Source organism: Lyngbya sp. CCAP 1446/10 (genome assembly GCF_026130175.1).
Lineage (GTDB): Bacteria > Cyanobacteriota > Cyanobacteriia > Cyanobacteriales > Microcoleaceae > Microcoleus.
The window spans coordinates 1-22,247 of record NZ_JAIGNI010000055.1 but is presented as its reverse complement, the minus strand read 5'-3'; the positions used below and the strand labels follow the sequence as shown (position 1 = coordinate 22,247).

Below are 22,247 nucleotides of genomic sequence, written 5' to 3'. Positions count from 1 at the left end.
GTGTCCTACTCTTTGTTTAACAATGCTTGTTCATAGAGGAAGGTTTGTAACCGGATATTATAGTCTTCATAGTAAAGGGTATAGAGTGCTTGGCTATAAAGTAGTTTTCCATCTAAAGGATATTCTTCGTCTAACAAGTCGTTAAATTCCGAATTTTCTTCATATCTAATTTGGTCTTTTTCGATTTCAATGTCTTCTTTTGACTGCTTGTCTAAGGTAAAAATAAAAAATGAAGATATGAGATAACGAGACAGGCTTTCTGTTATTTCTCTTAGCAGACGTGATAAATCTTGATCGTTAAGCAATTCTTTGGGTATGCATCTACCGTGTGATAATTCGCCTCGGTTATTTCTTATAGCATTAATATGTACTCCTATTTTTCCAAGCTGAGACGCAAAATCTCTTTCACAAACATCATCATTTTTTTGGAGTAGTGTTGCTACCTTCTTTATTAGTTGATCAGTCCTAAGAGGTTCTAATGATCCCACTGTAGTTGAATCAATTTGGGTAATTATGGTCTTGCAAAGACTTTGCAGAAGTGAGTTACAACAATCCGAGCTAACCCCCATGTTCAAATCTTGGTGATAGCTTTCAATCGCGCTAACGAATTCGGCAAATGCACCATAGTAATGGAATTCGGGAAATTCTTTAAAATGTCTCTTTACTAAAGCTTCTAAACTCTCCATAACACCCCACTACACAAACATTTTTTGGAGTAAGCCTTTTTTGAATTGCTCAGTTAATTCGATTTGCTGGGCAATGGCTTCAATCTTTTTATCAATCGCTGTCAAGAAATCAGCTATTTTTTCTTGTTCTTCAATATAGGGAACACCAATGTCTAAGTTATAGAAATCGCTATGATTTAAATCAGGTATTGTGGACGTTCCAGCAAGACTTAAAATCTTATGCTGAGTAGTATCTTTTCTCAAGAATTCAATTAGAAATTTTTTGTTGATTTCTTTTTTATTATAGTCAATTTTAAAAAAGTTATTATGAAAAGCTCCATCAACATCAGTTACAACCTGACCAGTATTGCCAGTTCTCGTCATTAAAATGTCATCTTTGCCACAAATTACTCTTTTAGATGGGTTAAATATGTAGTATCTAGTCTGATTGTTTGGTTTTAAAACTTCATTGGTTATGTAGAAGTAGCTGCCTTTAACTTGATGCGTAAATCTATCGGATATCGCAATTTGAAGACCTTGATTTATTGTCGCTACTTCTTTGATTTTTTTATTCTCCCAATCAGGGAAGGGCTGCCCGTCATTGCGCTTAAAGCGGATTTGTTGAGAAAAGAGTTTCTGCATTACGCCCCGTTTATAGGTTTGCAGGAGTTCGTGTTTGCGACGCAGTTGGCTGAGGCGGGTATCTACTGCCCCCAGAAAACTCGCAATCTTTTCTTGTTCAGCGATCGAGGGAAAGTATACAGGTAAGGTCAAAACATCATTTTTCGTAATGTTTTTCATCGAATTACTAGTACCTGTTGCTCTTGAAGATAAAAGTCCTCTGACTTTATTTCTAATAAAATAATAAGAAACCCACTTAGGAAAATTTATTTTTTTTATTTTTGCAGCCCAGAGTCTATCTGGCAAAAAGAGATTTGGATAATCTTTCTCTATATAAGAATTTGCACCAACTAAGATAGGTGTATTCATTCGACTAATTAAAATTGTATTTTTAGTGACAGGTGCTTTTAAACGGCTAAGTTCATGTTCGTCGGCAACTACCTTATTTTCAGTGGGGTTAAAAACTCCATTAGAGATGCAGCTAGTTTTTAGAATTCCTTTCTCAACTTGATTTGCTGCTCTGTCCTCCGAGTTAACACTAACACCTGCATCTAAGCTACTAATTAAATCGCTGACTTCTCCAAATTTCCAATCTCCCTCAAATTCAGAGAATCTCAACTTAGGAACTTTTCTATTTACTTTCTTACTCATAACGGAACCTCAATCCCCAACTCATCACAAAACCCCCGAATCAGGCGATCGTTCTCCTCCATTGCCTGATCCATCGATCGCAACTCCAAGGCGATCGCCCCCAAATCAATCTCCTCTTCCTCCTCAAACGTATCCACATAACGGGGAATATTTAAATTAAAATCATTCTCCGCAACTTCCGCCAACGGCGCACAATAACTATATTTCTCCTCTTGTAGGCGATCGCGATAAGTCGCCACAATCTTATCCACATCCCCATCCCGCAAAAAATTCTGATTCTTTGCCTTCTCAAAACTCGCACTCGCATCAACAAACAAAATATCGTGCGGCTGTTCCCGACACTTCTTAAACACCAACACACAAGTGGGAATGCTCGTGCCATAAAAAATATTTGCAGGCAACCCAATCACTGCATCCAACCAATTCCGCTCCTTGATCAAATACTTGCGGATCTCTCCCTCCGCCGCACCCCGAAACAAAACCCCGTGAGGCAACACCACCGCCATTGTCCCATTCTCATCCAAATGATGGAGCATATGCTGCACAAACGCAAAATCCGCCTTAGAACTCGGAGCTAACCGCCCATACTGACTAAAGCGATCGTCCGACTCAAACAGCTTATTCGCACTCCAGTTTGCTGAAAACGGCGGATTTGCCACCACAGCCTCAAACCGCATACCCTCATGCTGCGGATGCTCCAGCGTATCCTCTTGCCGCAAATCAAAATTCCGATAATGCACTCCATGCAAAATCATATTCATCCGCGCAAGGTTGTAGGTTGTTCGGTTCATCTCCTGCCCGTAAAAATCCCCAACCTCATCCACCTCCCGCGCCACCCGCAACAACAACGAACCCGATCCACAAGTCGGATCGTAAACAGACTTCAGCCGCTCCTTCCCCGTCGTCACAATCTTCGCCAACACCTTAGAAACCTGTTGCGGCGTATAAAACTCCCCCGCCTTCTTCCCCGCCCCACTGGCAAACTGCCCAATCAAATACTCGTAGGCATCCCCCAGCACATCACTCTCGCTATCCTCCAACCGAAAATCAATCTTATTCAAATGCACCAAAATCTTCGCAATCAGCGCATTCTTCGCCTTCGGAGTTCGCCCCAACTTTGTCGAAGTCAGATCCAAATCCTCAAACAAATGGTCGAAATCCTCCTCACTCTCCTTCCCCATCGTCGATCGCTCAATGCTATTAAGCACCTGAGTCAGATCGTCCAAAATAAAAATGGAACTCGCTTCCAACTCCTCATCACTAATCTCTTCCTCCTCCGCCTTATTCCCCAATGCCCGCTTTGCCAAAGCCCCAAACAACTCCGAAGGCTTCAGAAAATACCCCAACTCTGCGATCGACTCTTCCTTGATCGCCTCTAAATATTCCTGCCCTTCTGCTGACGATTCATCAAGCTCTAGAAAATCAATCTTATCCTCAGCCAAGATTTCATTGGCGTAAAGATGCTGACGCTCGGACAGGTATTTATAGAAAATGAACCCTAAGCAGTAATCCCGAAACTCATCAGCATTCATCTTGCCCCGTAGCGAGTCGGCAATATTCCAGAGTTGAGTTTCTAATTTTTTCTTTTGTCCGTTTTGCCCGTTTTGTCCGTTTGCCATTTATTTCTCGTACTGGGCGATCGCTAGCACCGCCAAAAAGTATTGTCTGATCGGAGTATAGACCCTAACCAGTGTCTAAACATTGAAATCAGGTAAGGACGCTTTACAGGAATCCAGTCACCCTCATCTCCAAACCCGTAATTCTGCTGCAAGGAAACCTGAAGGTTTTGACTTCGATGGGTTTAAGGGGATAAAGTGCTCTAACTTATAATTGTATCGCAGTTGCGGTAAAATACTGCATATAGTCGAATAATACCGCAGCTTGATGATGTATGTCAACCCGTTCTTACTCGCCACGATTAGACTACATCACTTAAGCATAATAAATTTAAGATTGCTGCTCGAAAACAATTTCTTCATATAATTGCTCGATCGCCAAACTCAACCCAATACTTTTAAGCTCCACGCGATCCCCCGCTCGATAGCTCAGAATCAACCAATCCCCCGCATCATTTTTATGATAAATATCGATCGCCATCTCATCCGAACTCACCAACACATAATCGACTAAATTCGGATTGCGGCGATATTTTTCAAATTTCTTGCCACGATCGTAAGCCTCGGTACTATCCGATAAAACCTCAACAATCAAACAGGGATAGGTAATATATTGAGGGCTAGAATTATCTCGCGGATCGCAAGTGACACTCAGATCGGGATAGGTATAGTTGCGAGTGTTGAGGATATTTACGCGGCAGTCAGAATTGTATGTTTTACAACCACTACCCCGCAGATGGGGCTTGATCGTCAGTAAAAAGTTTCCCGCGATATCACTGTGATTTCTAGTCCCGCCAGTCATCGCATATACGCGACCATCGATTAGTTCATGTCTTTCTAATTGTTGCTCCTCCCAAGCAAAATACTCTTCAGGTGTAAAGGACCGATCCTGCTCTCTAGCTGCAATCATAACAATCTCCTAATTTAAAAGTAGTAATACCAACACGCTCACCGGACGTAAATCACCTGAGCTTTATGATGTACGTCAACCCCTTCTAACTCCATCAGAATCTCCTTTCCTCGATCGAGATCGCCGCACGATTTGACTCAATCACTTAAGCCGTCGCACTGAAAAAAGCTATCTTTATTATATTTTAGATTAGAGAGCATTTAGAGTCGATCGCACACTCTCGGCGATCGGCTGTATCAAGGCATGAATATTCAAAGAGCAACGGGATTGACTACTATTTCTACTGACGCTTTAAACTGTCCAATCTTCGATCGATAACCCTGTTACTTTAGCAAAATCTCTATGATTACGGGTTAACAAAATCAACCCACGGAACATTGCAATTGCCGCGATCCGAGCATCCATCTTTGCCAGTTGAATCCGTTGTGACTGTAATCGATCAAATGTTGTAGCCGCACCTGCATCGAATGAGACAAGGGGCAACACTTTGAAGTCACTAACGAGCCGCGCCATCATTAGACCTCTTGCAAAAATAACTAGGACGGGCAAGATGCCCATCCCACAAAATTTTTTTTCTTGTGGAATGGGCATCTTGCCCGTTCCAGAATTTGATTAAAAGGATTTTTGCAAGAGGTCTATTGTATACCCTCTCACTACGTCATCCGGGTTACGAGCACGATTAATATAAGCGTGACAGCCAAGCATCTGTTCATGAAACGTTACAGTCGATACGGCAAAATCTGATAGCGCGTACTGAGCCATGCGCGTCGAAAGGTTGCTAAAATCTATGCCTGCTTGACGTTGAAGAATACTCAGATGATCCGTATCCAGTAAATATTTCATAGCTCATCTTGAGCTTCGAGGAGAGACTCATCCCCTTGGCGAATCGCTCGTCCATAGGCAAGTAGCTCTTCAAAGGCAGGTTCATCTTTGAAAGACCCTATAATCTGTTGCAACCAATTTGTCGGTTGAGAAGCCACAATTTGCTTCTGCAACTGTGCGATCGCTGCTTCCACTGCTGCAAGCCGTTCCTCTAAAGAAGTGTTAATTGCCATTTGAGTTTCCCTAATTAATCCTTCCTATTCTATAAAAAATGATGAAAAAATACCCCTTGGGTGACAATTTTTCATCAAAAAGTAATTTCATGCCGATAAGGTCGCAGTCATAAACCGACGCTCACGGTCAGCAGCATAAGCAATACAGGCTTTTAAATCTTCTCGCGTCAAATCGGGGAAATCGCCCTTGAATTTCTGCTTCGGTCATCTCGGAAGCCAGGTACTCAAGCACTTCATAAACCGTAATTCGCAAGCCGCGTACACAAGGCTTACCACCGCGTTTATTTGCTTCGATCGTGATGTGGTTTCGGTAGTTCATAAAAAACACTCGGTAATAGCATTTTTCTGTGAAGCTGCATAGAATGTATCCTTTACAGGAAAGGATTTCAGGCTTCCCATTTTCCCATTCTGTGTAGCTTCAAACAGAATTGCTATAAGTGGGAAATTCAGCTTGTCGATGGGCTTGAGATTCCAGAAATTCGATATATTTAATAACTTTATTGCGTTGTTCGGGGGGAATTGTTGGATTTTTTGGATTGCCATTTCTAGGGTTAACATGGGTTTATCCTTGGTTAGCTTTGGTACTATTTTAAAGATTTACACAAACATTTTTTGCAGTAAGCCTTTTTTCAATTTTAAGGTGTTGTTTCTGGGGTAAGGTCGAGGTTTCGATAAATTTGCTCGATCGCAAAACTTAGGTTAATGCTTTTGAGTTCTATGGTATCGCCTGCTTGGTAGTTGATGATCAGCCATTCACCTGTATCTTTTTTGTGATAAAAATCTATTTCGATGCTGGTGGAACTGACTAATAAATAATCTTGTAAGGCTGAATTTTTACTGTACATTCTAAATTTGCCGCCGCGATCGTATGCTTCGGTGCTAGGAGAGAGAACTTCAACGATAAGGCTGGGATAGGTAATATATTGGGTTGTGGTTTTATCGCGATCGTCGCAGGTGACGCTGACATCGGGGTAGATGTAGTTATTTGTGCCAACAATGTTAATTCTTAGGTCTGAAGTTGCGGTGTCGCAGCTACTCCCTTCTAAATGATTACTAAATAATGTGATAAATTTGACAGCAAGTAAGCTATGGTTTTTACTGCCGCCGCTCATCCCACAGATGCCCATAGGATAAACTTGACCGTCGATGTATTCGTGTTTTTCGAGTTGCTTTTCTTCCCAAGCAAAGTATTCTTCGGGGGAGAGTTGGGGAAAGTTTTCTTTAATGGCAATCATGGGACATCATTCCTTGGTTAGCTTTGGTACTATTTTAACGATTTACACAAACATTTTTTGCAGTAACCCTTTTTTGAATTGCTTAGTTAATTCGATTTGTTGGGCAATAACTTCAATCTTTTTATCGATCGCAGTCAAAAAATTAGCTATTTTTTCTTGTTCTTCTTTGGATGGAACTTCAATAATTTTACTCTTCCACGCGATAGCCCAATTCCGCCAAACGAGTGCGGGACTGCCGCCACTTCGGCTGCACCTTGACAAAGAGCTCCAAATACACTTTACCCTCAATCAACTTTTGAATCTGTTCGCGGGCCGCACTGCCGATCGACTTGAGCATACTGCCGCTTTTACCGATTAAAATACCTTTTTGGGAATCCCGTTCGACGTGAATTGTCGCCAGAATGCGCGTAATTTTGGCTTCTTCTTGAACAATGTCGATCGCGATTGCTACGGAATGCGGCACTTCTTCCCGCGTCAGCAGCAAAATCTGTTCCCGAATCAACTCGCCCATAATAAAGCGTTCCGGCTGGTCTGTGACCAAATCTGGCGGATAATAATAGGGCCCAACCTCCAGATGTTCGATTAACAATTGTTGCAGCGGTTCGACACCCTCGCCCGTGAGCGCCGAAAACTTGACGACTGGCCACTCAGGATTGACAATTTGCTCGTAAGTGCGATCGATCAACACGGAATCCTCCGGTTGTTCGTCCAGCTTATTCATCCCCAAAATCACCGGAATTTTGCAATTGCTGAGAATTTCGACAATATATCGATCGCCCCCACCGGATTCCACCGAACCATCCACCACAAACAGTACCACATCCACCGACTGAATCGCGGTGCGGGCATTCTGCACCAAAACCTTACCCAGTTCGTGGTGTGGCTTGTGAATGCCCGGAGTATCGACAAAAATAATTTGTGCTTCATCCGTCGTCAGGATGCCCCGTAGCCTGTTGCGAGTCGTCTGAGACACCGGCGAAGTAATCGCAATTTTCTGCCCCACCAACTGATTCATCAGCGTGGATTTGCCGACATTCGTGCGCCCGATAATACCCACAAAGCCCGATTTGTAACCCGCAGGAGCCGCGGGAACACTCATGATTTCCGATAAGTCTATAATCTTGCTATCTTCCACTAAATTCACCTATTTTCAAGCCCCTTCTCTGCCTATTGTCGCTTGAAAACACTCAAACGCCCATTGATGCACTGTAGCATCTTTCAAAGCCCTGGTATAGCGCATAACACTCAAAGGGCGATCGAGCTGCTGGGACAGTGTTAAGATGTGATGTGCGATCGACAAAACTTGATATCTGAGACAAACTTTGATAAAGTTCCCATAACATCGCTCAAAAATGAATCATTCTGGTAAAACCGAGTCTCCAATGCTGTAACAACTTCAGATGTGTAAATATCTTACTCAACTGAAACCATTCTACAGTTTGTCAGACCAACCAGTTTTTACACTTTTGAAGATGTCTGGTAATAAATTAGGTAGGTCAAAATCTAGATAAAAGTTCATTAGCATCATATTTTTTCTAATTGAAGCTAATGTTTTTGGAGACTATCTAATTAATGCTAACCGTCATAAAGTTGAGGAGATGAATCGGATGAAATCGAAATTATTTTGGAGTTGCTGCACCGTCTTGGTAGCCAGCTTGCCTATTCCCGCCTTCGCTCAAACAGCCCCCCAAGCAGGTATTGACTACAAAGGTGGCTCAATGAACTACCAGATGGTACCAGGCAAAATTCCTGAAAGAACCTTGCCCAAAGCCTTTGACTTTCCTATTATTACCAATGTTGCTACTGACACCAGCATCACCACGGATCACCTAATTACCGATGAGTTTCGCGCACCAGCGACTCGTACAGAATACACCAGCGCTCTCACCACCTGGGCAGAATCAATCAAAGAATGTCTGGGTAAACAGCCCCGCTTGATCCGGGCCAGCACCAAGAACCCGATTATGATTAATGGCAAAGTAGGCACGATTGTCAGAAACGCAAATAACCGTGCAGTTTGCAAATAAGCGAGTCAGTTCCGCTGTCTGAAGACAAAAACTAGAGACTGTTTTTACACAAAAAGAGCAATAGACTTTCTATTGCTCTTTTTGTTGCAAAATGTCAATTAATTGGTTTGTAGTGAGGACTTTAGTCCTTCTTAATTTCTGAGGACTAAATTCCTCACTACAAACGAGATAATTCCAGAGAAACCTGTTTTTTCCCAAAAATATGCTGTGAATCCCTGAGCATATGGATTTTAACACTTTAATTCTCGATTAAGTAGCACAAAATTCATTCGTACTTAGCAAAATTTCCCCATAATCAGGAATCCAAGCTAGCCACTTTTCCTCGGAACACTGACACAACAGCCATGCTTCGTCAAAACTGAATGCTGTTGGGGGATTGAACAATTTGACCCACATCGAAGGAACCAATTTGGGTGCAGGTACGGCGCAGCCAAATTTTTCCCAGTCGAAGGCACTCGCGGCGCCAGCTAGCGTTTGTTGCGATTGCCAAGTACGAATATCTGTTTGTAGTTGCATAATTACTCCTGTCTGTCGAGCTAAGAGTCTGCACTCCTTGCGGGGTTTTAACAACCCAGAGCGGCAGATAAATTTTGATTATGTAGTCTATGTTACTGAATTATCTGGGTCAATGTGTAGTTTGTTACAAAAATTTACAATCGAGAGGGGCTCAAGTGGCTCTAAGGTGGAAAGGTCGATCGGCTATTTGGGCGATCGACAGCGATCAATTACGATCGTAAAAACATCGGATTCACAGCAACCGCACCCGACGGCTAGGAGGTTCTTAATTCCTCAGTCTTGGACGCACTCCGACTCTTAGAAACCGGGTTTTTTACCGAATCTGTGGGATGCAACGAAGTAGACGCCAAAAACCCGGTTTCTGATCCTCATGCAATATCCATCCGTTACATCCGTTACAAAATTCGTTGCCGAACTTCCTTCTGATATGAACCAAACTGCCAAATCCCATTGGAAAACTCTAGATCGTTTTGTAGAAATCAACTCTCACTGGGTAAAGCTAATCGCCGAACATCTCGAAACTACCGAAGGAAAAATAGTAGAATATTGGCGGGTAGAAAGAGCAGATTCAGTTGTAATCTTGACTGTTCAATCTGACAAATTGTTGTTTCCCTCACCGATGTATCGCCCCGGCGTGGCATCCGCCACCCTCGATTTTCCCGGCGGTCGCGTACCAGAAGACACAACGCCAGCAGCCGCAGTTCCAGGTATAATAAAGAAGGAATTAGGTGTGACTGAAAGTGCGATCGCCCGCATCCAACCAATCAACACCACAGGCTGGGCAATCAACAGTTCATTCTCCAATCAAAAACTCTACGGTTTTGTAGCAGAATTGCACCCGACAGTCACAGTAAACCCCGAACTTCTCGGTGCCGTATATCCTGTAACCCCCGACGGAATTCGCGACTTGCTCAAAAAATTAACTTGCCTCCAATGTCGAGCATTATTGCTAGAATGGCAAAACCACGACGATTTTAGATTTTAGATTTTCCCGCCACACTAGCCGATTGACGATTTATTACAACCAACATCACCGAAACTAATCATGGCTGTCAATAATCATGAAGTTGCTGTCGAATGCCTCGATGTTACATATCGCCTCAATCGCAGGCATTTAGTAGAAAAAATTAATTTTAAAGTGCTCCAAGGAGAAGTTTTAGTATTGCTGGGACGCAGCGGTAGTGGCAAAACTACCACCATGAAATTGATTAACAATTTACTCACGCCAACCAGCGGCGAAGTGCTTGTCATGGGAAAATCGACAACTGAATGGAGCCCCATTCAATTGCGGCGAAAAATTGGCTATGTGATTCAAGAAATCGGTTTGTTTCCCCATTTTACCGTCGAGCAAAACGTCGGTTTAGTCCCGAAACTGGAAGGTTGGGAGGGCGATCGCATTCAATCTCGCGTCCGCCAACTGTTAGAATTAGTCAACCTCGATCCGCAGCACTTCGCCAAACGTTATCCCCATCAGTTATCTGGCGGACAGCGGCAGCGCGTGGGTGTCGCCAGAGCACTGGCGGCTGACCCTCCACTGCTGTTAATGGACGAACCGTTTGGCGCTTTAGACCCCATTACTCGCCTAGAATTGCAGCGAGAATTCGGTCAATTGCAGCAGCAACTGGGCAAAACTGTGATTTTTGTGACTCACAGCATTCAAGAAGCTTTTTTGTTAGCTTCTAAAATTGGTTTGATGCAGGATGGACGGTTAGTTGAATTGGGATCGCCCGATGATTTTCTAAAATCTCAGCATCCAGAAGCTCGCGCATTTCTTGAATGTTTGCAAGTAGCTAAATTTGAATGATTTTAGCAAAATTTTGATAATATATTTTTAGTAACTAAGCTGACAATCAAACGATGCACAGTCTTTACCAGACAGACTTCTATGCTTGGACACAACAACAAGCCAAGTTACTTCGCAAGCGTCAGTGGAGTGAACTTGACTTGTCAAATTTAATTGAGGAAATTGAATCTTTGGGCAAACAGGAACGTCAAGAACTTAGAAATCGTTTGAGCATTTTGCTAGGACATTTGCTGAAGTGGCAATATCAGCCCCAGCAGCGCAGTCGTAGCTGGTTGTCTACAATTCGAGTGCAGCGGCGGGACACTCAGAGGCTGATACAGGATAACCCAAGTCTGAAACCTTACTTGCAAGAAGCTTTCCAAGAAGCTTATCAAAACGGTAGAGATTTGGCAGTAGGAGAAACCGATTTACCTCTCAAAACCTTTCCTCCAAACTGCTTTTACAGCTTAGAGGAAATTCTGGACTCTCGCTTCTATCCTGGTGAACCAAGTCCTGAAATGGAAAATGATTTATAAGATTGACAGCAATCAGGAATAACCAATTACCCGATGATAGAATTTTTAAATCGCTATGGCGCTGAGATAATTCAGCGCGTACTCGAACACTTATATTTAGTAACTGTGGCAATTTCGATCGCAATTATTGTGGGGATTCCCCTCGGGATTTTAGTCACGAGAAAACCAAAATTGAAAAAGCCGATTTTGGGATTTGCAAATATTATGCAAACAATTCCCAGTTTAGCTTTGTTTGGCTTGCTAATTCCGATGCCCGTTTTGGGAGGAATAGGCGATCGCACGGCAATCATCGCCCTCACACTCTATTCCCTACTGCCGATTATCCGCAACACTTATACCGGGATTGTTGGCGTCGATCCGGCGATTACGGAAGCCGGGAGAGGCATGGGAATGACGGATCTGCAAGTGTTATGGCAAGTCGAACTTCCCCTAGCCCTGGGTGTGATTCTGGCGGGGGTGCGAGTTGCTGCGGTAATTGCGATCGGGCTAACAACGATCGCCGCTGCAATTGGTGCCGGCGGCTTGGGCGTGTTTATTTTTCGCGGCGTTGCTACAGTCAACAATCAGTTACTTTTAGCTGGGGCAATTCCGTCAGCTTTAATGGCATTAGCGGCAGATTTTGGGCTGGGTTTAGTGGAAGGACACCTCTCGAAAAGATCAGACGGCGGTTGAAACCGCGTCTACAAAAACGAAGTCTGCCTCCGCAGACTGAAGAAAATTATGTTTTAGGTTATTTTCACCGCCCATTCTTCAACCCACGGAGGTTGGTTTTGTTTGTATAGACACGGTTTCAACCGCCTGTTCTTCTGCAAGCTTCGGAGGATTCGCGATCAGATTACGGATTTCATTTGAGCGTTCAATATACTCTCGATCGCCCAAAACAGCTTCGCTTCCCTCCAGGGAAATAGGAGTAGCCAAATCTATCCAAGAACGGCAACCGCCGTAGGCAGTAATGTACGGAATCTCTACAGTTTCTGCTAACCGATAAGCCCGCAGTAATAAAATATAAATTGGCTGATTTTGTTTCCATTTCAGGCGATCGCCGACAAATTTTTCATTCCAAATATGGTAAGGAAAAAACGCCGTAATTGCAGGTTCCCAAGCTACTAAAAAAACATCGGTAATCTCAGCCCAACTGCCGATTCTAATCATTTCTGGATGCCAACCAGATTCTACAGTTTTTACCTGACTCGCAAAATCCGGCTTTAATAAATCAGGCTGTTGGTGTTCAAATGTTGGATAAAGCAAAACCTGCTTGTCAGCAACATTAAACTGTCCTGCTTGCTCGCGAATGCCCCCCTTTCGCAACAGCACAATCGTTTTGCCAGTTTCCAAAGCATTAACCGCTACATTCCATTCTTTCAGCGCGCGAGTAGTTGATTTCATAGGATTTAGTTGGATTTTAACCAAAGTAACAAAATCGGTACTTGACAGCAATTATAACAACTTTTTTCTGTTAAAATTAGATAGTTTGAGGGTAAATAGTAAAAATTCAAATTAGGGCTATAGCTATGGAAAAGCGACAATTGGGGACATCGGAAATTCAAATTAGCCCGATAATTATGGGAACTTGGCAAGCTGGGAAGCGGATGTGGGTCGGAATTGAGGATGCTGAAACTATCAAAGCAATGCGCGCCGCTTTTGATGCCGGTATTACTACCTTTGATACGGCTGAGGCTTACGGAGAAGGACATTCGGAACAAATTATCGGTCAAGCGCTTTCAGATGTGCGATCGCAAGTAGTTTATGCTAGCAAAGTTTTTGCCAACCACCTTAAACCCGATTTGGTAGTCGAGGCGTGCGATCGATCGCTAAAAAACCTCAACACCGATTATATTGACCTTTACCAAATTCACTGGCCAGCCGGGACTTGGAATTCCGAGTTAGTACCCATTGCAGAAACAATGGACGCGCTGAACAAATTAAAAGAACAGGGGAAGATTCGGGCGATCGGTGTTTCCAACTTTTCCCGCGCCCAAATAGCAGAAGCCGCCCAATACGGACGCATCGACAGCTTGCAACCGCCCTATTCTCTGTTTTGGCGCTGGGTAGAAAAAGAGGCCATGTCCTACTGTGCCGACAATCATATCTCAATCATTGCCTACTCATCTCTAGCTCAAGGAATATTAACAGGTAAATTTGGGCCCGAACACAAATTTGAAGAAGGCGATCACCGCGCCAAAAGCAAGCTGTTTATCAAAGAAAATTACGCCAGAGTTCAAACAGCATTAACTCAACTCAGACCAATTGCCGATCGCCACCAAACAAGCTTGGGAAATTTAGCATTAGCGTGGTTAATCGCCCAGCCGCAAACCAACGCAATTGTTGGCGCGCGTAATGCCGAACAAGCCACTGCTAACGCCAAAGCTGCCGAAGTAAAGCTGAGTCAGGAGGACTTAAAAGAGATTGATGCGATCGGGCGAACAGTCACAGATAGTTTAGACGACAACCCAGTCATGTGGAACTTTTAAAATAGCTTGGGATAAGAAGACCGGGCGGTTGAAACCGCGTCTATACAAACAAAACCCGGATGGTGCGCGGGTTGAAGACCAGGCGGTTAAAATTTTGTTATTTTATTCAGTTATTTTCTTCAGTCCGCGGAGGCGGACTTCGTTTGTGTAGACGCGGTTTCAACCGCCGTCTTATCTAAAATCTTCGTTTGTGTAGACGCGGTTTCAACCGCCGTCTTATCTAAAATCTTCGTTTGTGTAGACGCGGTTTCAACCGCCGTCTTATCTAAAATCTTCGTTTGTGTAAATGCGGTTTCAACCGCCGTCTTATCTAAAATCTTCGTTTGTGTAAACGCGGTTTCAACCGCCGTCTTATCTAAAATCTTCGTTTGTGTAGACGCGGTTTCAACCGCCGTCTTATCTTATCTAAAATCCCAAATCCCCAATCTAAAATCGAATGAGTTATTGTCTAAACCCCAACTGTTCCAAGCCCGAAAACCCGGATACAGCCAAAATTTGCCGAAATTGCCGGTCAAAACTGCTGTTGCGCGACAGATATCGGGCCATAAAGGCGATCGGACAAGGAGGTTTTGGCAGAACATTCCTCGCCGTTGACGAAGACAAACCATCAAAACCCCGCTGCGTCATCAAACAATTCTTACCAGCAGAAAGCCAACTCATCCCATCAGCCAGCAATCGCAACAGCAAAAAAGCCGCCGAACTTTTTGAACAAGAAGCAATGCGATTAGACGAATTGGGAAAACACCCTCAAATTCCCGAACTATTAGCCTATTCCATCCAAGACAACCGACAATATGTAGTCCAAGAATTCATCGACGGACAAAACCTAGCACAAATCATCGCAACAGAAGGCACATTTACAGAAACTCAGATTAAAGACTTACTAAATAGCTTACTACCCGTCCTGCACTTCATCCATTCCCACAACGTTATTCACCGAGACATCAAACCCGAAAACATCATCCGCCGCGCCGACAAACAATTAGTTTTAGTAGACTTTGGTGCCGCCAAAATAGCCACAGGTACAGCCTTACTCAAAACAGGAACCAGCATCGGCAGCCCCGAATACATCGCCCCCGAACAAGCCCGAGGCAAAGCATTTTTCACCAGCGACTTGTACAGTTTAGGCGTAACTTGCCTGTATTTGCTAACTCAAGTTTCCCCCTTTGACCTCTTCGATCCGGGCGAAGATGCCTGGATTTGGCGGCAATATTTGGCAAACAACCCGGTGAGTGAAGAAATGGGTAAAATCTTAGACCAACTGATTGAAAATGCTACGAACCGTCGCTATCAAACGGCTGTTGAAGTCTTAACCCAACTGAATCCAGAAGCAGCTAGTAAACTCACCATTCCTCAAACAATTACCAAATTAGTCAAACCCGCAGCCAATCCCAATCCGCCCCCACAGCCAACTCATAACTGGCAATGTATTCACACCTTAACCGGACACAAAAACTTAATTTCCTCTGTAGCTTTCAGTCCTAACGGAGAAGTTGTCGCCAGCGGTAGCGATGACAAAACAATCAAGCTTTGGCAAGTACAAGACGGGCAAGAAATAGTAACTCTCGCAGGACACGCCAACTCAGTTCATACAGTAATTTTTAGCCCCGACGGAAAGACACTTGCCAGCAGCAGCCACGACAAAACAATCAAACTTTGGCGGATGAAAGACGGGCAAGAAATTCGCACGCTTGCAGGTCACAGCAACTCAGTTTATGGCTTAACTTTCAGTCCAGACGGGGAAACCCTAGCTAGCAGCAGTTGGGACAAAACAATTAAGCTTTGGCGCGTGAAAGACGGGCAAGAAATTCGCACATTTGGCGGTCACATTAACTTAGTTTACTGCGTCGCCTTCAGTCCAGACGGAGAAACTCTGGCTAGCAGCAGTTGGGACAGAACCATTAAGATTTGGCGAGTCAAAGATGGCAAGTTAATTCGCACGCTGACTGGTCATACAGACTGCGTGCGTTGTGTGGCTTTTAGTCCCAATGGAGAGTTTATGGCAAGCGGCAGTCACGACAATACTATCAAAATTTGGTGGGTCAAAGATTGGCAAGAAGTTTTAACAATTGCTGGTCATTCTTGGTATGTAGATTCGATCGCGTTTAGTCCCGATGGTGCAGTAATTGCGAGCAGTAGCAATCAAACTATCAAGATTTGGCGGGTTAAAAATGGTCAAGAACTTTGTAATATTGCTGGTCATAATAACTCTGTCTATTCTGTTAATTTTAGCCCGGAAGGAGAGTTTTTGGCTAGCGGCAGCAGCGACAAAACTATTAAAATCTGGCACAATATTGTGTAAATCGCAGCAATTGAATTGCGATCGCATAATATAGCATTTTGAATGTTACAATTAGTAAACAACAGATAGAGAAGGAGATATGACTACAGTAGGTATCCTGGGCTCTCGTACAACAATTGAGTTAATGAACCCTTACTAGACTTTTAATAAACTCATTCTTTTCAATCCATCTGCTTCACTACCTCCAAGGCTAAGCCTAGCACCTCTGCAATTTGCTCATCGCTCAAGCCAAGCTGCCGTAACTTACCCACCGCTTCAATCTTAACTTGATTATTGTTGCCCTGAGATTCAGGATTCGGAGGCTGACTTTTATCGGGGGTAGTAGTGGGTACTTCTGAGCAAGTATTGATATAGTTAATTGTGTTGCTATTACCAAAATTAGTAGTATTTCTATCGCCCAAATTGATATTCAGATTTAATTGCCGTTCTAGAACAGATTCCAGATTACCCTTATCAACTGGTTCATCAAAAACCTCCGATAACAATTGCAAAAGCTCGTAACCTATATCCTTAGCATGACCAGGCGTACAGCCATAAGTATCTGCAATATCAGAATACTTTTGTCGCTTCAGTATTCCCTCGATAATTTTACGCTGCAAGTCATTGAGATGTTTGCCTGTTTTCGCGTTGAGCGCTTCATCTACAAATTGCAATATATGGGCAGTGTCCATCAGTGGAGGTGTCAGAGAACTAGAGTTAGTATAGCCGACTTTATCCGTCTTTATCCGTCTTTATCCGCCTTGCATCCAATTTTTATAAATACCCGTCTTTTTCCGTCTTTTTTCCCTTTTCAGTTTTGAGCGATCGGTCTATGATGTGGAAAAGGATAAAAATCAGCTTCGCTGGAAGAAGGGAGTGTACATCTAATCCCAATCTCCAATAGCGACCGATGGTGCTTTACTAGGTTGCGAGTTGCGATCGCACTTCTAAATTATCTTAGATATTTTGGGCGATCGCCTGTATTGGTGAACAGAACTTCATCTACCAGTTTTAAGACTTCTGCGATGTCCATAGATCGATCAGATACCCAGGTTTTTCCGATATTATCCGATCTTTCCGACAGTGGAGCAAATTTTTCTGGAAAAGTTCCGACTCAATCCGACTGACAGGGCGATCGGTCTTGAGTTTTGATTGGGAAGGTATTGTTTGACACTTAGATTGTTAAATATGAATCCGTAAAAGGAGATAAGTATGAAAAAATTGATTGTAGGCATGATTTCTGGAGTTGGAATTTTTGCTTCTACAATATCAGGGGTAGCTCAGAATCCACCACCTCCAAACATCCCATCTGGTATCTATGGGAGTCAAGGTCACGGCTATTACTGGAATAACACTGAGAAAACTTCGTGTCACATTGTCGGTCCAGCCCAGTTGACGCTATTCGTTAATAGAGGTATGCCGAGTAGAGGAAATGCACCTTTTACCCCCTATAATTTTCGAGGTGGTTGTCTATGGCCTCAAGGGCTTTATGTGCCACCAAACAACCAAGGCAAAGTGATGTACATCAACTCCCGTCAAGAGATTTGCCACGTAGGACCGTCATTGTTCGGATTGTTACGCCAGAAATTTGGAGACCCGCACCCAGGTTCTTCTCTAGAAGATATCTCTCGAGGTTTGACAAATATTGGTACTTGCCCAAATCCTGGATAAAATCTTGGGTATTATGGCCTCTATCGCCTTACAAATAGGGCAGGTAATTCCCACCTTATTTGTAAGGCGATTGCCCTTTACTTTTTTGAGCGCTCGCCCTGTAGATGAAAAGTGTAGAAGTGTAGATGCGATCGCACCTTGTCTTTTTTTACCGACAGGGCGATCGCTCTTTTAGGCGAGACGTTAAAGCGGGTAACTGGTAGCCATCACAACCAAAAATCAAATTTTAAACAGAATTGCGATCGCCCTTCTTCCACCTCTTCAACAACTCCGGCGTCACCAACCCTTGCGGAAAAAATATCGTCCCTACTACAATCAGCAACCCAAAAATAATTAACCGCCCATCCCGCAGAAATTGCGCCAACCAAACCGGCAATCCCTGAATAGTCGCCATCCCCCTCAAAACCTCCGGTAAAGCAGTAAAAACCATCCCGCCCAAAACAGACCCGACAAACGTTCTGCTACCACCAATCAACACAGAAGTCAAGTAAATAATACTAGCATCAAAAGTACCTTGACGGGCGTTCCAAGTATTGAGGAAATGCGCGCTAACCGCACCCACAACCCCTGCTAAAATAGCACCCAATGTAAAAGCCAGAACCTTATAAAAAGTCGGGTTAATGCCGATCGCATCAGCCGCCAACTCATCAGCCCGAATCGCCGCAAAAGCCCGCCCCACCCGAATCCGTTCCAGCCGGTACAGAATCGCCATACTTACCAGCAGCAAAGGCAGTACAATCCACAAATACTCGATCGGAGTCCCAAACGGTTGCGGAATCCCAAAAATCCCCACAGCCCCGCCAGTGATGTCCAGATTCAGGGATAAAACCCGCAGAATCTCCACAAAAGCAATAGTGGCGATCGCCAAATAAATCCCCCGCAACCGCAGCGCCGGAATACCCACCAAAATACCCAGCAACCCCGAAACAGCCCCTGCAATTATCATCTCCAATAACAGCAGCGGCAGCGGAAACAACCCCCCCGTCGTTTGAAACACCGTCGTAGACAAAATCGCCGCAATATAGCCACCCAAAGCATAAAAACCGGGGCTAGCCAGAGACAACTGCCCAGTCATCAAAGGCAAATATAACGACAATCCCAACATTGCACCCAGCAACATCGAGACAATCAGAAACCCATAAGTAGTAAAAAATGTAGCCATGATTTTAGTTTAAATAATAAACATACTTAAACACCAACTTAATCTCAAATCCAGTCCCATCATAATCATTTATTTCTCTCTTCTCTTTCTCTGCGTACTCTGCGTACTCTGCGGTTAAATCATTCCGATCTAATTAGTTTCCGTAGGGGCAATCCCCCCGTTGTTGCCCCAATTTCAATCGAATCATCTTACACCTTTTCAATCAAACGCCGCCCAAACAAACCCTGCGGCCTAACCAACAGCATAATAAACAATATCGCAAAAGCCACAGCATCCTTATAAGCCGAAAAATCTCCCGGCACAAAAGCCTCCACCAAACCAATCATAAACCCACCAAAAACAGCCCCAGGAATACTCCCCAAGCCGCCCAGCACAATCACAGCCAAACCCTTCAAACCAAAAGCAATCCCAAAATACGGCCCAGCAATACTAACACTAGAACCCACCAAACCCCCCGCCAAACCCGCTAGAAAACTGCTCACAAAAAACGTCAAAACAATATATCTGTCAGTATCAATACCCAACAGACTAGAAGTAGTAGCATCTTCCGCCACCGCCTGCATTGCCTTACCAAACTTCGTGAAATTTATCAAGTAAGTTAGCAGACTAACGATCGCCACAGCCACACCAAAAATTATTATTTGCACAGTGCGAATCGGAATCTGTCGATCCGCCGTACCAAAGTTAATAGCTGCTGGCAAATTACCGTAGGTATTAGCTGGAAAAGTGTAGATTTCCGCCCCGACAAGATATTGAATGATATTGGCGATCGCCACCGCCGCCCCCAAACTAGAAACCACCGTCAGCAAAGGATCTGAGCTTCTGCGGCGCAAAGGCAAAAAAGCAACTCTTTCCACAATGACTCCCACCAAACCAGCCAGTGTACTACCCAAAATTAGCGCCACAGCAAAAGGCAATTGCACGGGAATTCTCGCATTAGCCAACAACCCGTTGAAACCGAAAGCGCCCCCCATCAGCGTATAGGTGAAATAAGCACCCAAAGTAAACACTGCACCGTGAGCAAAATTAATAATTCCTAGAATAGAAAACACCAGCGTGTATCCCAGCGCGAAAATAGCATACACGCTGCCGATCGACAAACCATTCAAAAATTGTTGCAAAAACAGAGTTAAATCCATCGCCAGTCACGAATTACGCATCAATATTAAATCATTCATCTATCGACAAACTAAAAATCTTCCTTCTATCCGTTAAATCCGTTGCCGAACTTCCCTGTTGATTCATTTCAAAAATTCAAACCTACCGTTATTTCCATCCGCATCCATTTTAATCCGTGCCACATAAAACTCTTTCTGATTAATTTCACCTTCCGGCGTAAAAGAAATTTCCCCTAAAGGCGTATCGTACTTGCCTATCAACAACTGCTGATTCAGCTTTGTCCGCAATTCTGCCAAAGGCTTTTCCCTCACCTTAGACTGAGCATTAATTGCTTTTAATGACTCAACAAAAACTTGTACCCCAGTAAAAGCTTGAGCGCTAAACTGAGGCGGTTCTTTCTTAAATTGGGCGCGATAAGCGTCGCGGAAAGCCTTATTAACTTCATTCTGATATTCCGGGCTGTATGCTTGGGCAATCAAAACCCCATCGCAAAGAGCCTTGCAAACAGTAAATACATTGGAAGTATTCAGACCGTTGCCCCCAATAATAACGCCTTTGTAGCCCAACTCCCGCAACTGCTTAATTAAATTGCCTCCGTCTGCGGCCAACCCGGAAATAATTATCAAATCGGGCTTGACATTGATCGCATTAGTGGCTTGAGATTGGAAATCTGTATCAGTAGTCAAGAATTTTTGGACTGTTGCCAATTCCAGTCCCATCTCTTTAACCGTTTTCTGGAAAGTTTCAGTCTCAGATTTGCTAAAAGCATCATTCTGAGCAAAAAACACGGCTACTTTTTTGATATTGGGATTTTGCTTGAGGGCCGCTTTAACTGCGTTAGGTGCTACGACTGCCACGGGCGCGGAGACTCTGGCGACATAATCGCCAATCTGGGGAATGCCTTTAGCTGTGTTGGAAGGTGCGAGCACGGGAACTTGGGCGCGATCGGCGATCGGATCGGCACCAAAAGCCTGTTGCGATAGAGTAGGGCCCACAATACCCACCACCTTATCCTGATTGATCAGAGTATTGAAGGCATTGATCGCCCCCTGTTCATCTCCACCCGTATCCTGAAACACCAGTTTAATCGGCGTCCCATCCACACCGCCGCGATCGTTGAAATACTTCTCAGCAATTTTCACCCCAGCCACCTGTTCCTGGCCGAGTAAGGCGACATTGCTAGTTTGCGCCACCCCAACTCCAATGGGAATAGCGGCTGAGTTCGCCGTAGCAGCACCCTGTGGCGAAGTTGCCGGAGATGGCGAAGTAGCTGTAGATACTGTTGTAGAGGTCTGGGGAGTATTGGTCTGACTGCAAGCGATCAGCAGTGAAGCGCAGGTAACGAACAAGGCACTAGGACGAGTAGTAGGGTTTTTCATGGGCGATCGAACACATATATATATATAGAACATCTGTCTGTACAGATATTCTACCCATTGGCGGAAGAGTCCCCTGAAAAAACCTTACTAATACCGATCGAAATAAGCGATATCCGGAGAAGCAGAACCCGGCAATAGCAAAATTGATCTAACTCAACAGTGAAAACCCTTACGGTGTATGGGTTTCAAAAAAGTCAAAAAAAGTTTGCAAAAAAGCTTGACAACTCAGGGAAGAGTTGATACATTAATAAAGCGCCAGAGAGAAGGCGGTTAACACCGCGGACTTCAGGCACAGAACTGAACCTAGAAAAAAGAATAGTTTGAAAGCTTAAAGCACTATAAACCTCGTCAAAAGAATGAAGATAGAGAGTGAAAGCGAAAGCTAATACTTAATATCGCAAAGAACGAGCAAAAAGTCAAGGAAAGAAGCCAGCAGAAATGCTGAGTGGGAGTAACTGACAAAAAAGCCAAAAAAACAATCCAAAACGGAGAGTTTGATCCTGGCTCAGGATGAACGCTGGCGGTCTGCTTAACACATGCAAGTCGAAC

At 43.9% G+C, this 22,247-nt stretch carries 23 protein-coding genes, 1 rRNA gene and 1 pseudogene; 9 read left to right on the top strand and 16 right to left on the bottom strand.

The features are described from left to right. Positions 1–5: 5 nt before the first annotated feature. The 10 genes and pseudogenes from K4039_RS20570 to era all read right to left on the bottom strand — a co-directional run bounded on the left by K4039_RS20570 (position 6) and on the right by era (position 7,852). Positions 6–686, bottom strand: a complete 681-nt coding sequence (locus tag K4039_RS20570) for a hypothetical protein (RefSeq protein WP_265238035.1) — start codon at positions 684–686, stop codon at positions 6–8. Between the two features lie 9 nt (positions 687–695). Next, on the bottom strand, positions 696–1,937 hold the full coding sequence (locus K4039_RS20565) for a restriction endonuclease subunit S (RefSeq protein WP_265238034.1): 1,242 nt from the start codon (positions 1,935–1,937) through the stop codon (positions 696–698). Then, entirely contained in the window at positions 1,934–3,556 is a 1,623-nt protein-coding gene (locus K4039_RS20560) for a type I restriction-modification system subunit M (protein ID WP_265238033.1), read from the bottom strand. Before K4039_RS20560 ends, K4039_RS20565 begins: the two co-directional genes overlap by 4 nt. A gap of 328 nt (positions 3,557–3,884) precedes the next feature. Then, a complete protein-coding gene (locus K4039_RS20555; protein WP_265238032.1) occupies positions 3,885–4,463 on the bottom strand; it encodes a Uma2 family endonuclease in 579 nt (192 codons plus the stop codon). 291 nt (positions 4,464–4,754) lie between these two features. Further along, positions 4,755–5,054 (bottom strand): type II toxin-antitoxin system VapC family toxin, encoded by a 300-nt coding sequence (locus tag K4039_RS20550; protein WP_265238031.1) that lies wholly within the window; start codon positions 5,052–5,054, stop codon positions 4,755–4,757. Between the two features lie 248 nt (positions 5,055–5,302). Continuing rightward, on the bottom strand, positions 5,303–5,518 hold the full coding sequence (locus K4039_RS20545) for a hypothetical protein (RefSeq protein ID WP_265238029.1): 216 nt from the start codon (positions 5,516–5,518) through the stop codon (positions 5,303–5,305). Positions 5,519–5,605: 87 nt separating this feature from the next. Continuing rightward, a pseudogene (locus tag K4039_RS20540) lies at positions 5,606–5,837 on the bottom strand (DUF433 domain-containing protein). 316 nt (positions 5,838–6,153) lie between these two features. Then, the gene (locus K4039_RS20535) at positions 6,154–6,753 is read right to left on the bottom strand and encodes a Uma2 family endonuclease (RefSeq protein WP_265238027.1); all 600 of its coding nucleotides are present in this window, start codon (positions 6,751–6,753) and stop codon (positions 6,154–6,156) included. 42 nt (positions 6,754–6,795) lie between these two features. Beyond that, positions 6,796–7,014: a restriction endonuclease subunit S gene (locus K4039_RS29985; protein WP_375339820.1), complete on the bottom strand. Its 219-nt coding sequence runs from the start codon at positions 7,012–7,014 to the stop codon at positions 6,796–6,798. Then, the gene (gene era / locus K4039_RS20530; protein ID WP_265238063.1) at positions 6,941–7,852 is read right to left on the bottom strand and encodes a GTPase Era; all 912 of its coding nucleotides are present in this window, start codon (positions 7,850–7,852) and stop codon (positions 6,941–6,943) included. Before era ends, K4039_RS29985 begins: the two co-directional genes overlap by 74 nt. Positions 7,853–8,360: 508 nt before the next feature. Between era and K4039_RS20525 the strand changes: the two genes are divergently transcribed. Next, positions 8,361–8,780 carry a hypothetical protein gene (locus tag K4039_RS20525; RefSeq protein WP_265238025.1) on the top strand — a complete coding sequence of 140 codons (420 nt, stop codon included), beginning with the start codon at positions 8,361–8,363 and terminating at the stop codon, positions 8,778–8,780. 249 nt (positions 8,781–9,029) lie between these two features. Here K4039_RS20525 and K4039_RS20520 read toward each other — a convergent pair whose 3' ends face one another. Beyond that, positions 9,030–9,296 carry a hypothetical protein gene (locus K4039_RS20520; protein WP_265238023.1) on the bottom strand — a complete coding sequence of 89 codons (267 nt, stop codon included), beginning with the start codon at positions 9,294–9,296 and terminating at the stop codon, positions 9,030–9,032. 370 nt (positions 9,297–9,666) lie between these two features. Here K4039_RS20520 and K4039_RS20515 point away from each other — a divergent pair, with 370 nt between their 5' ends. The 4 genes from K4039_RS20515 to K4039_RS20500 are packed head-to-tail and all read left to right on the top strand — an operon-like array spanning position 9,667 to position 12,287. Further along, a complete protein-coding gene (locus K4039_RS20515; protein ID WP_265238021.1) occupies positions 9,667–10,281 on the top strand; it encodes an NUDIX hydrolase in 615 nt (204 codons plus the stop codon). A 60-nt stretch (positions 10,282–10,341) separates the two neighbouring features. Continuing rightward, complete coding sequence (locus K4039_RS20510; RefSeq protein WP_265238019.1) at positions 10,342–11,100, top strand: ATP-binding cassette domain-containing protein; 759 nt, start codon at positions 10,342–10,344, stop codon at positions 11,098–11,100. Positions 11,101–11,153: 53 nt separating this feature from the next. Continuing rightward, positions 11,154–11,615 carry a DUF29 domain-containing protein gene (locus K4039_RS20505; protein ID WP_265238017.1) on the top strand — a complete coding sequence of 154 codons (462 nt, stop codon included), beginning with the start codon at positions 11,154–11,156 and terminating at the stop codon, positions 11,613–11,615. A 33-nt stretch (positions 11,616–11,648) separates the two neighbouring features. Continuing rightward, a complete protein-coding gene (locus K4039_RS20500; protein WP_265238015.1) occupies positions 11,649–12,287 on the top strand; it encodes an ABC transporter permease in 639 nt (212 codons plus the stop codon). A 78-nt stretch (positions 12,288–12,365) separates the two neighbouring features. Here the strand turns inward: K4039_RS20500 and K4039_RS20495 are convergent, their stop codons facing one another. Continuing rightward, positions 12,366–13,001, bottom strand: coding sequence for a DUF1802 family protein (locus tag K4039_RS20495; RefSeq protein WP_265238013.1), 636 nt, complete (start codon positions 12,999–13,001; stop codon positions 12,366–12,368). A gap of 125 nt (positions 13,002–13,126) precedes the next feature. Between K4039_RS20495 and K4039_RS20490 the strand changes: the two genes are divergently transcribed. Together K4039_RS20490 and K4039_RS20485 are read left to right on the top strand one after the other, a co-directional pair. Then, on the top strand, positions 13,127–14,086 hold the full coding sequence (locus tag K4039_RS20490) for an aldo/keto reductase (RefSeq protein WP_265238012.1): 960 nt from the start codon (positions 13,127–13,129) through the stop codon (positions 14,084–14,086). 436 nt (positions 14,087–14,522) lie between these two features. Further along, positions 14,523–16,388, top strand: a complete 1,866-nt coding sequence (locus K4039_RS20485) for a serine/threonine-protein kinase (protein WP_265238010.1) — start codon at positions 14,523–14,525, stop codon at positions 16,386–16,388. 161 nt (positions 16,389–16,549) lie between these two features. On the opposite strand, the gene K4039_RS20480 is transcribed toward K4039_RS20485, so the two are convergent. Then, positions 16,550–17,059 (bottom strand): polynucleotide 5'-hydroxyl-kinase, encoded by a 510-nt coding sequence (locus tag K4039_RS20480; RefSeq protein ID WP_265238009.1) that lies wholly within the window; start codon positions 17,057–17,059, stop codon positions 16,550–16,552. Between the two features lie 520 nt (positions 17,060–17,579). Here K4039_RS20480 and K4039_RS20475 point away from each other — a divergent pair. Beyond that, positions 17,580–18,038 carry a hypothetical protein gene (locus K4039_RS20475; RefSeq protein WP_265238007.1) on the top strand — a complete coding sequence of 153 codons (459 nt, stop codon included), beginning with the start codon at positions 17,580–17,582 and terminating at the stop codon, positions 18,036–18,038. Positions 18,039–18,264: 226 nt separating this feature from the next. Here K4039_RS20475 and K4039_RS20470 read toward each other — a convergent pair whose 3' ends face one another. From K4039_RS20470 to K4039_RS20460, 3 genes are all read right to left on the bottom strand, one after another. Next, a complete protein-coding gene (locus K4039_RS20470) occupies positions 18,265–19,200 on the bottom strand; it encodes a branched-chain amino acid ABC transporter permease (protein WP_265238005.1) in 936 nt (311 codons plus the stop codon). A gap of 188 nt (positions 19,201–19,388) precedes the next feature. Next, positions 19,389–20,339, bottom strand: a complete 951-nt coding sequence (locus K4039_RS20465) for a branched-chain amino acid ABC transporter permease (protein WP_265238003.1) — start codon at positions 20,337–20,339, stop codon at positions 19,389–19,391. Positions 20,340–20,441: 102 nt separating this feature from the next. Beyond that, a complete protein-coding gene (locus tag K4039_RS20460; RefSeq protein ID WP_265238001.1) occupies positions 20,442–21,698 on the bottom strand; it encodes an ABC transporter substrate-binding protein in 1,257 nt (418 codons plus the stop codon). Between the two features lie 482 nt (positions 21,699–22,180). Between K4039_RS20460 and K4039_RS20455 the strand changes: the two genes are divergently transcribed. Further along, positions 22,181–22,247 (top strand): 16S ribosomal RNA (locus K4039_RS20455); the annotation flags it as partial.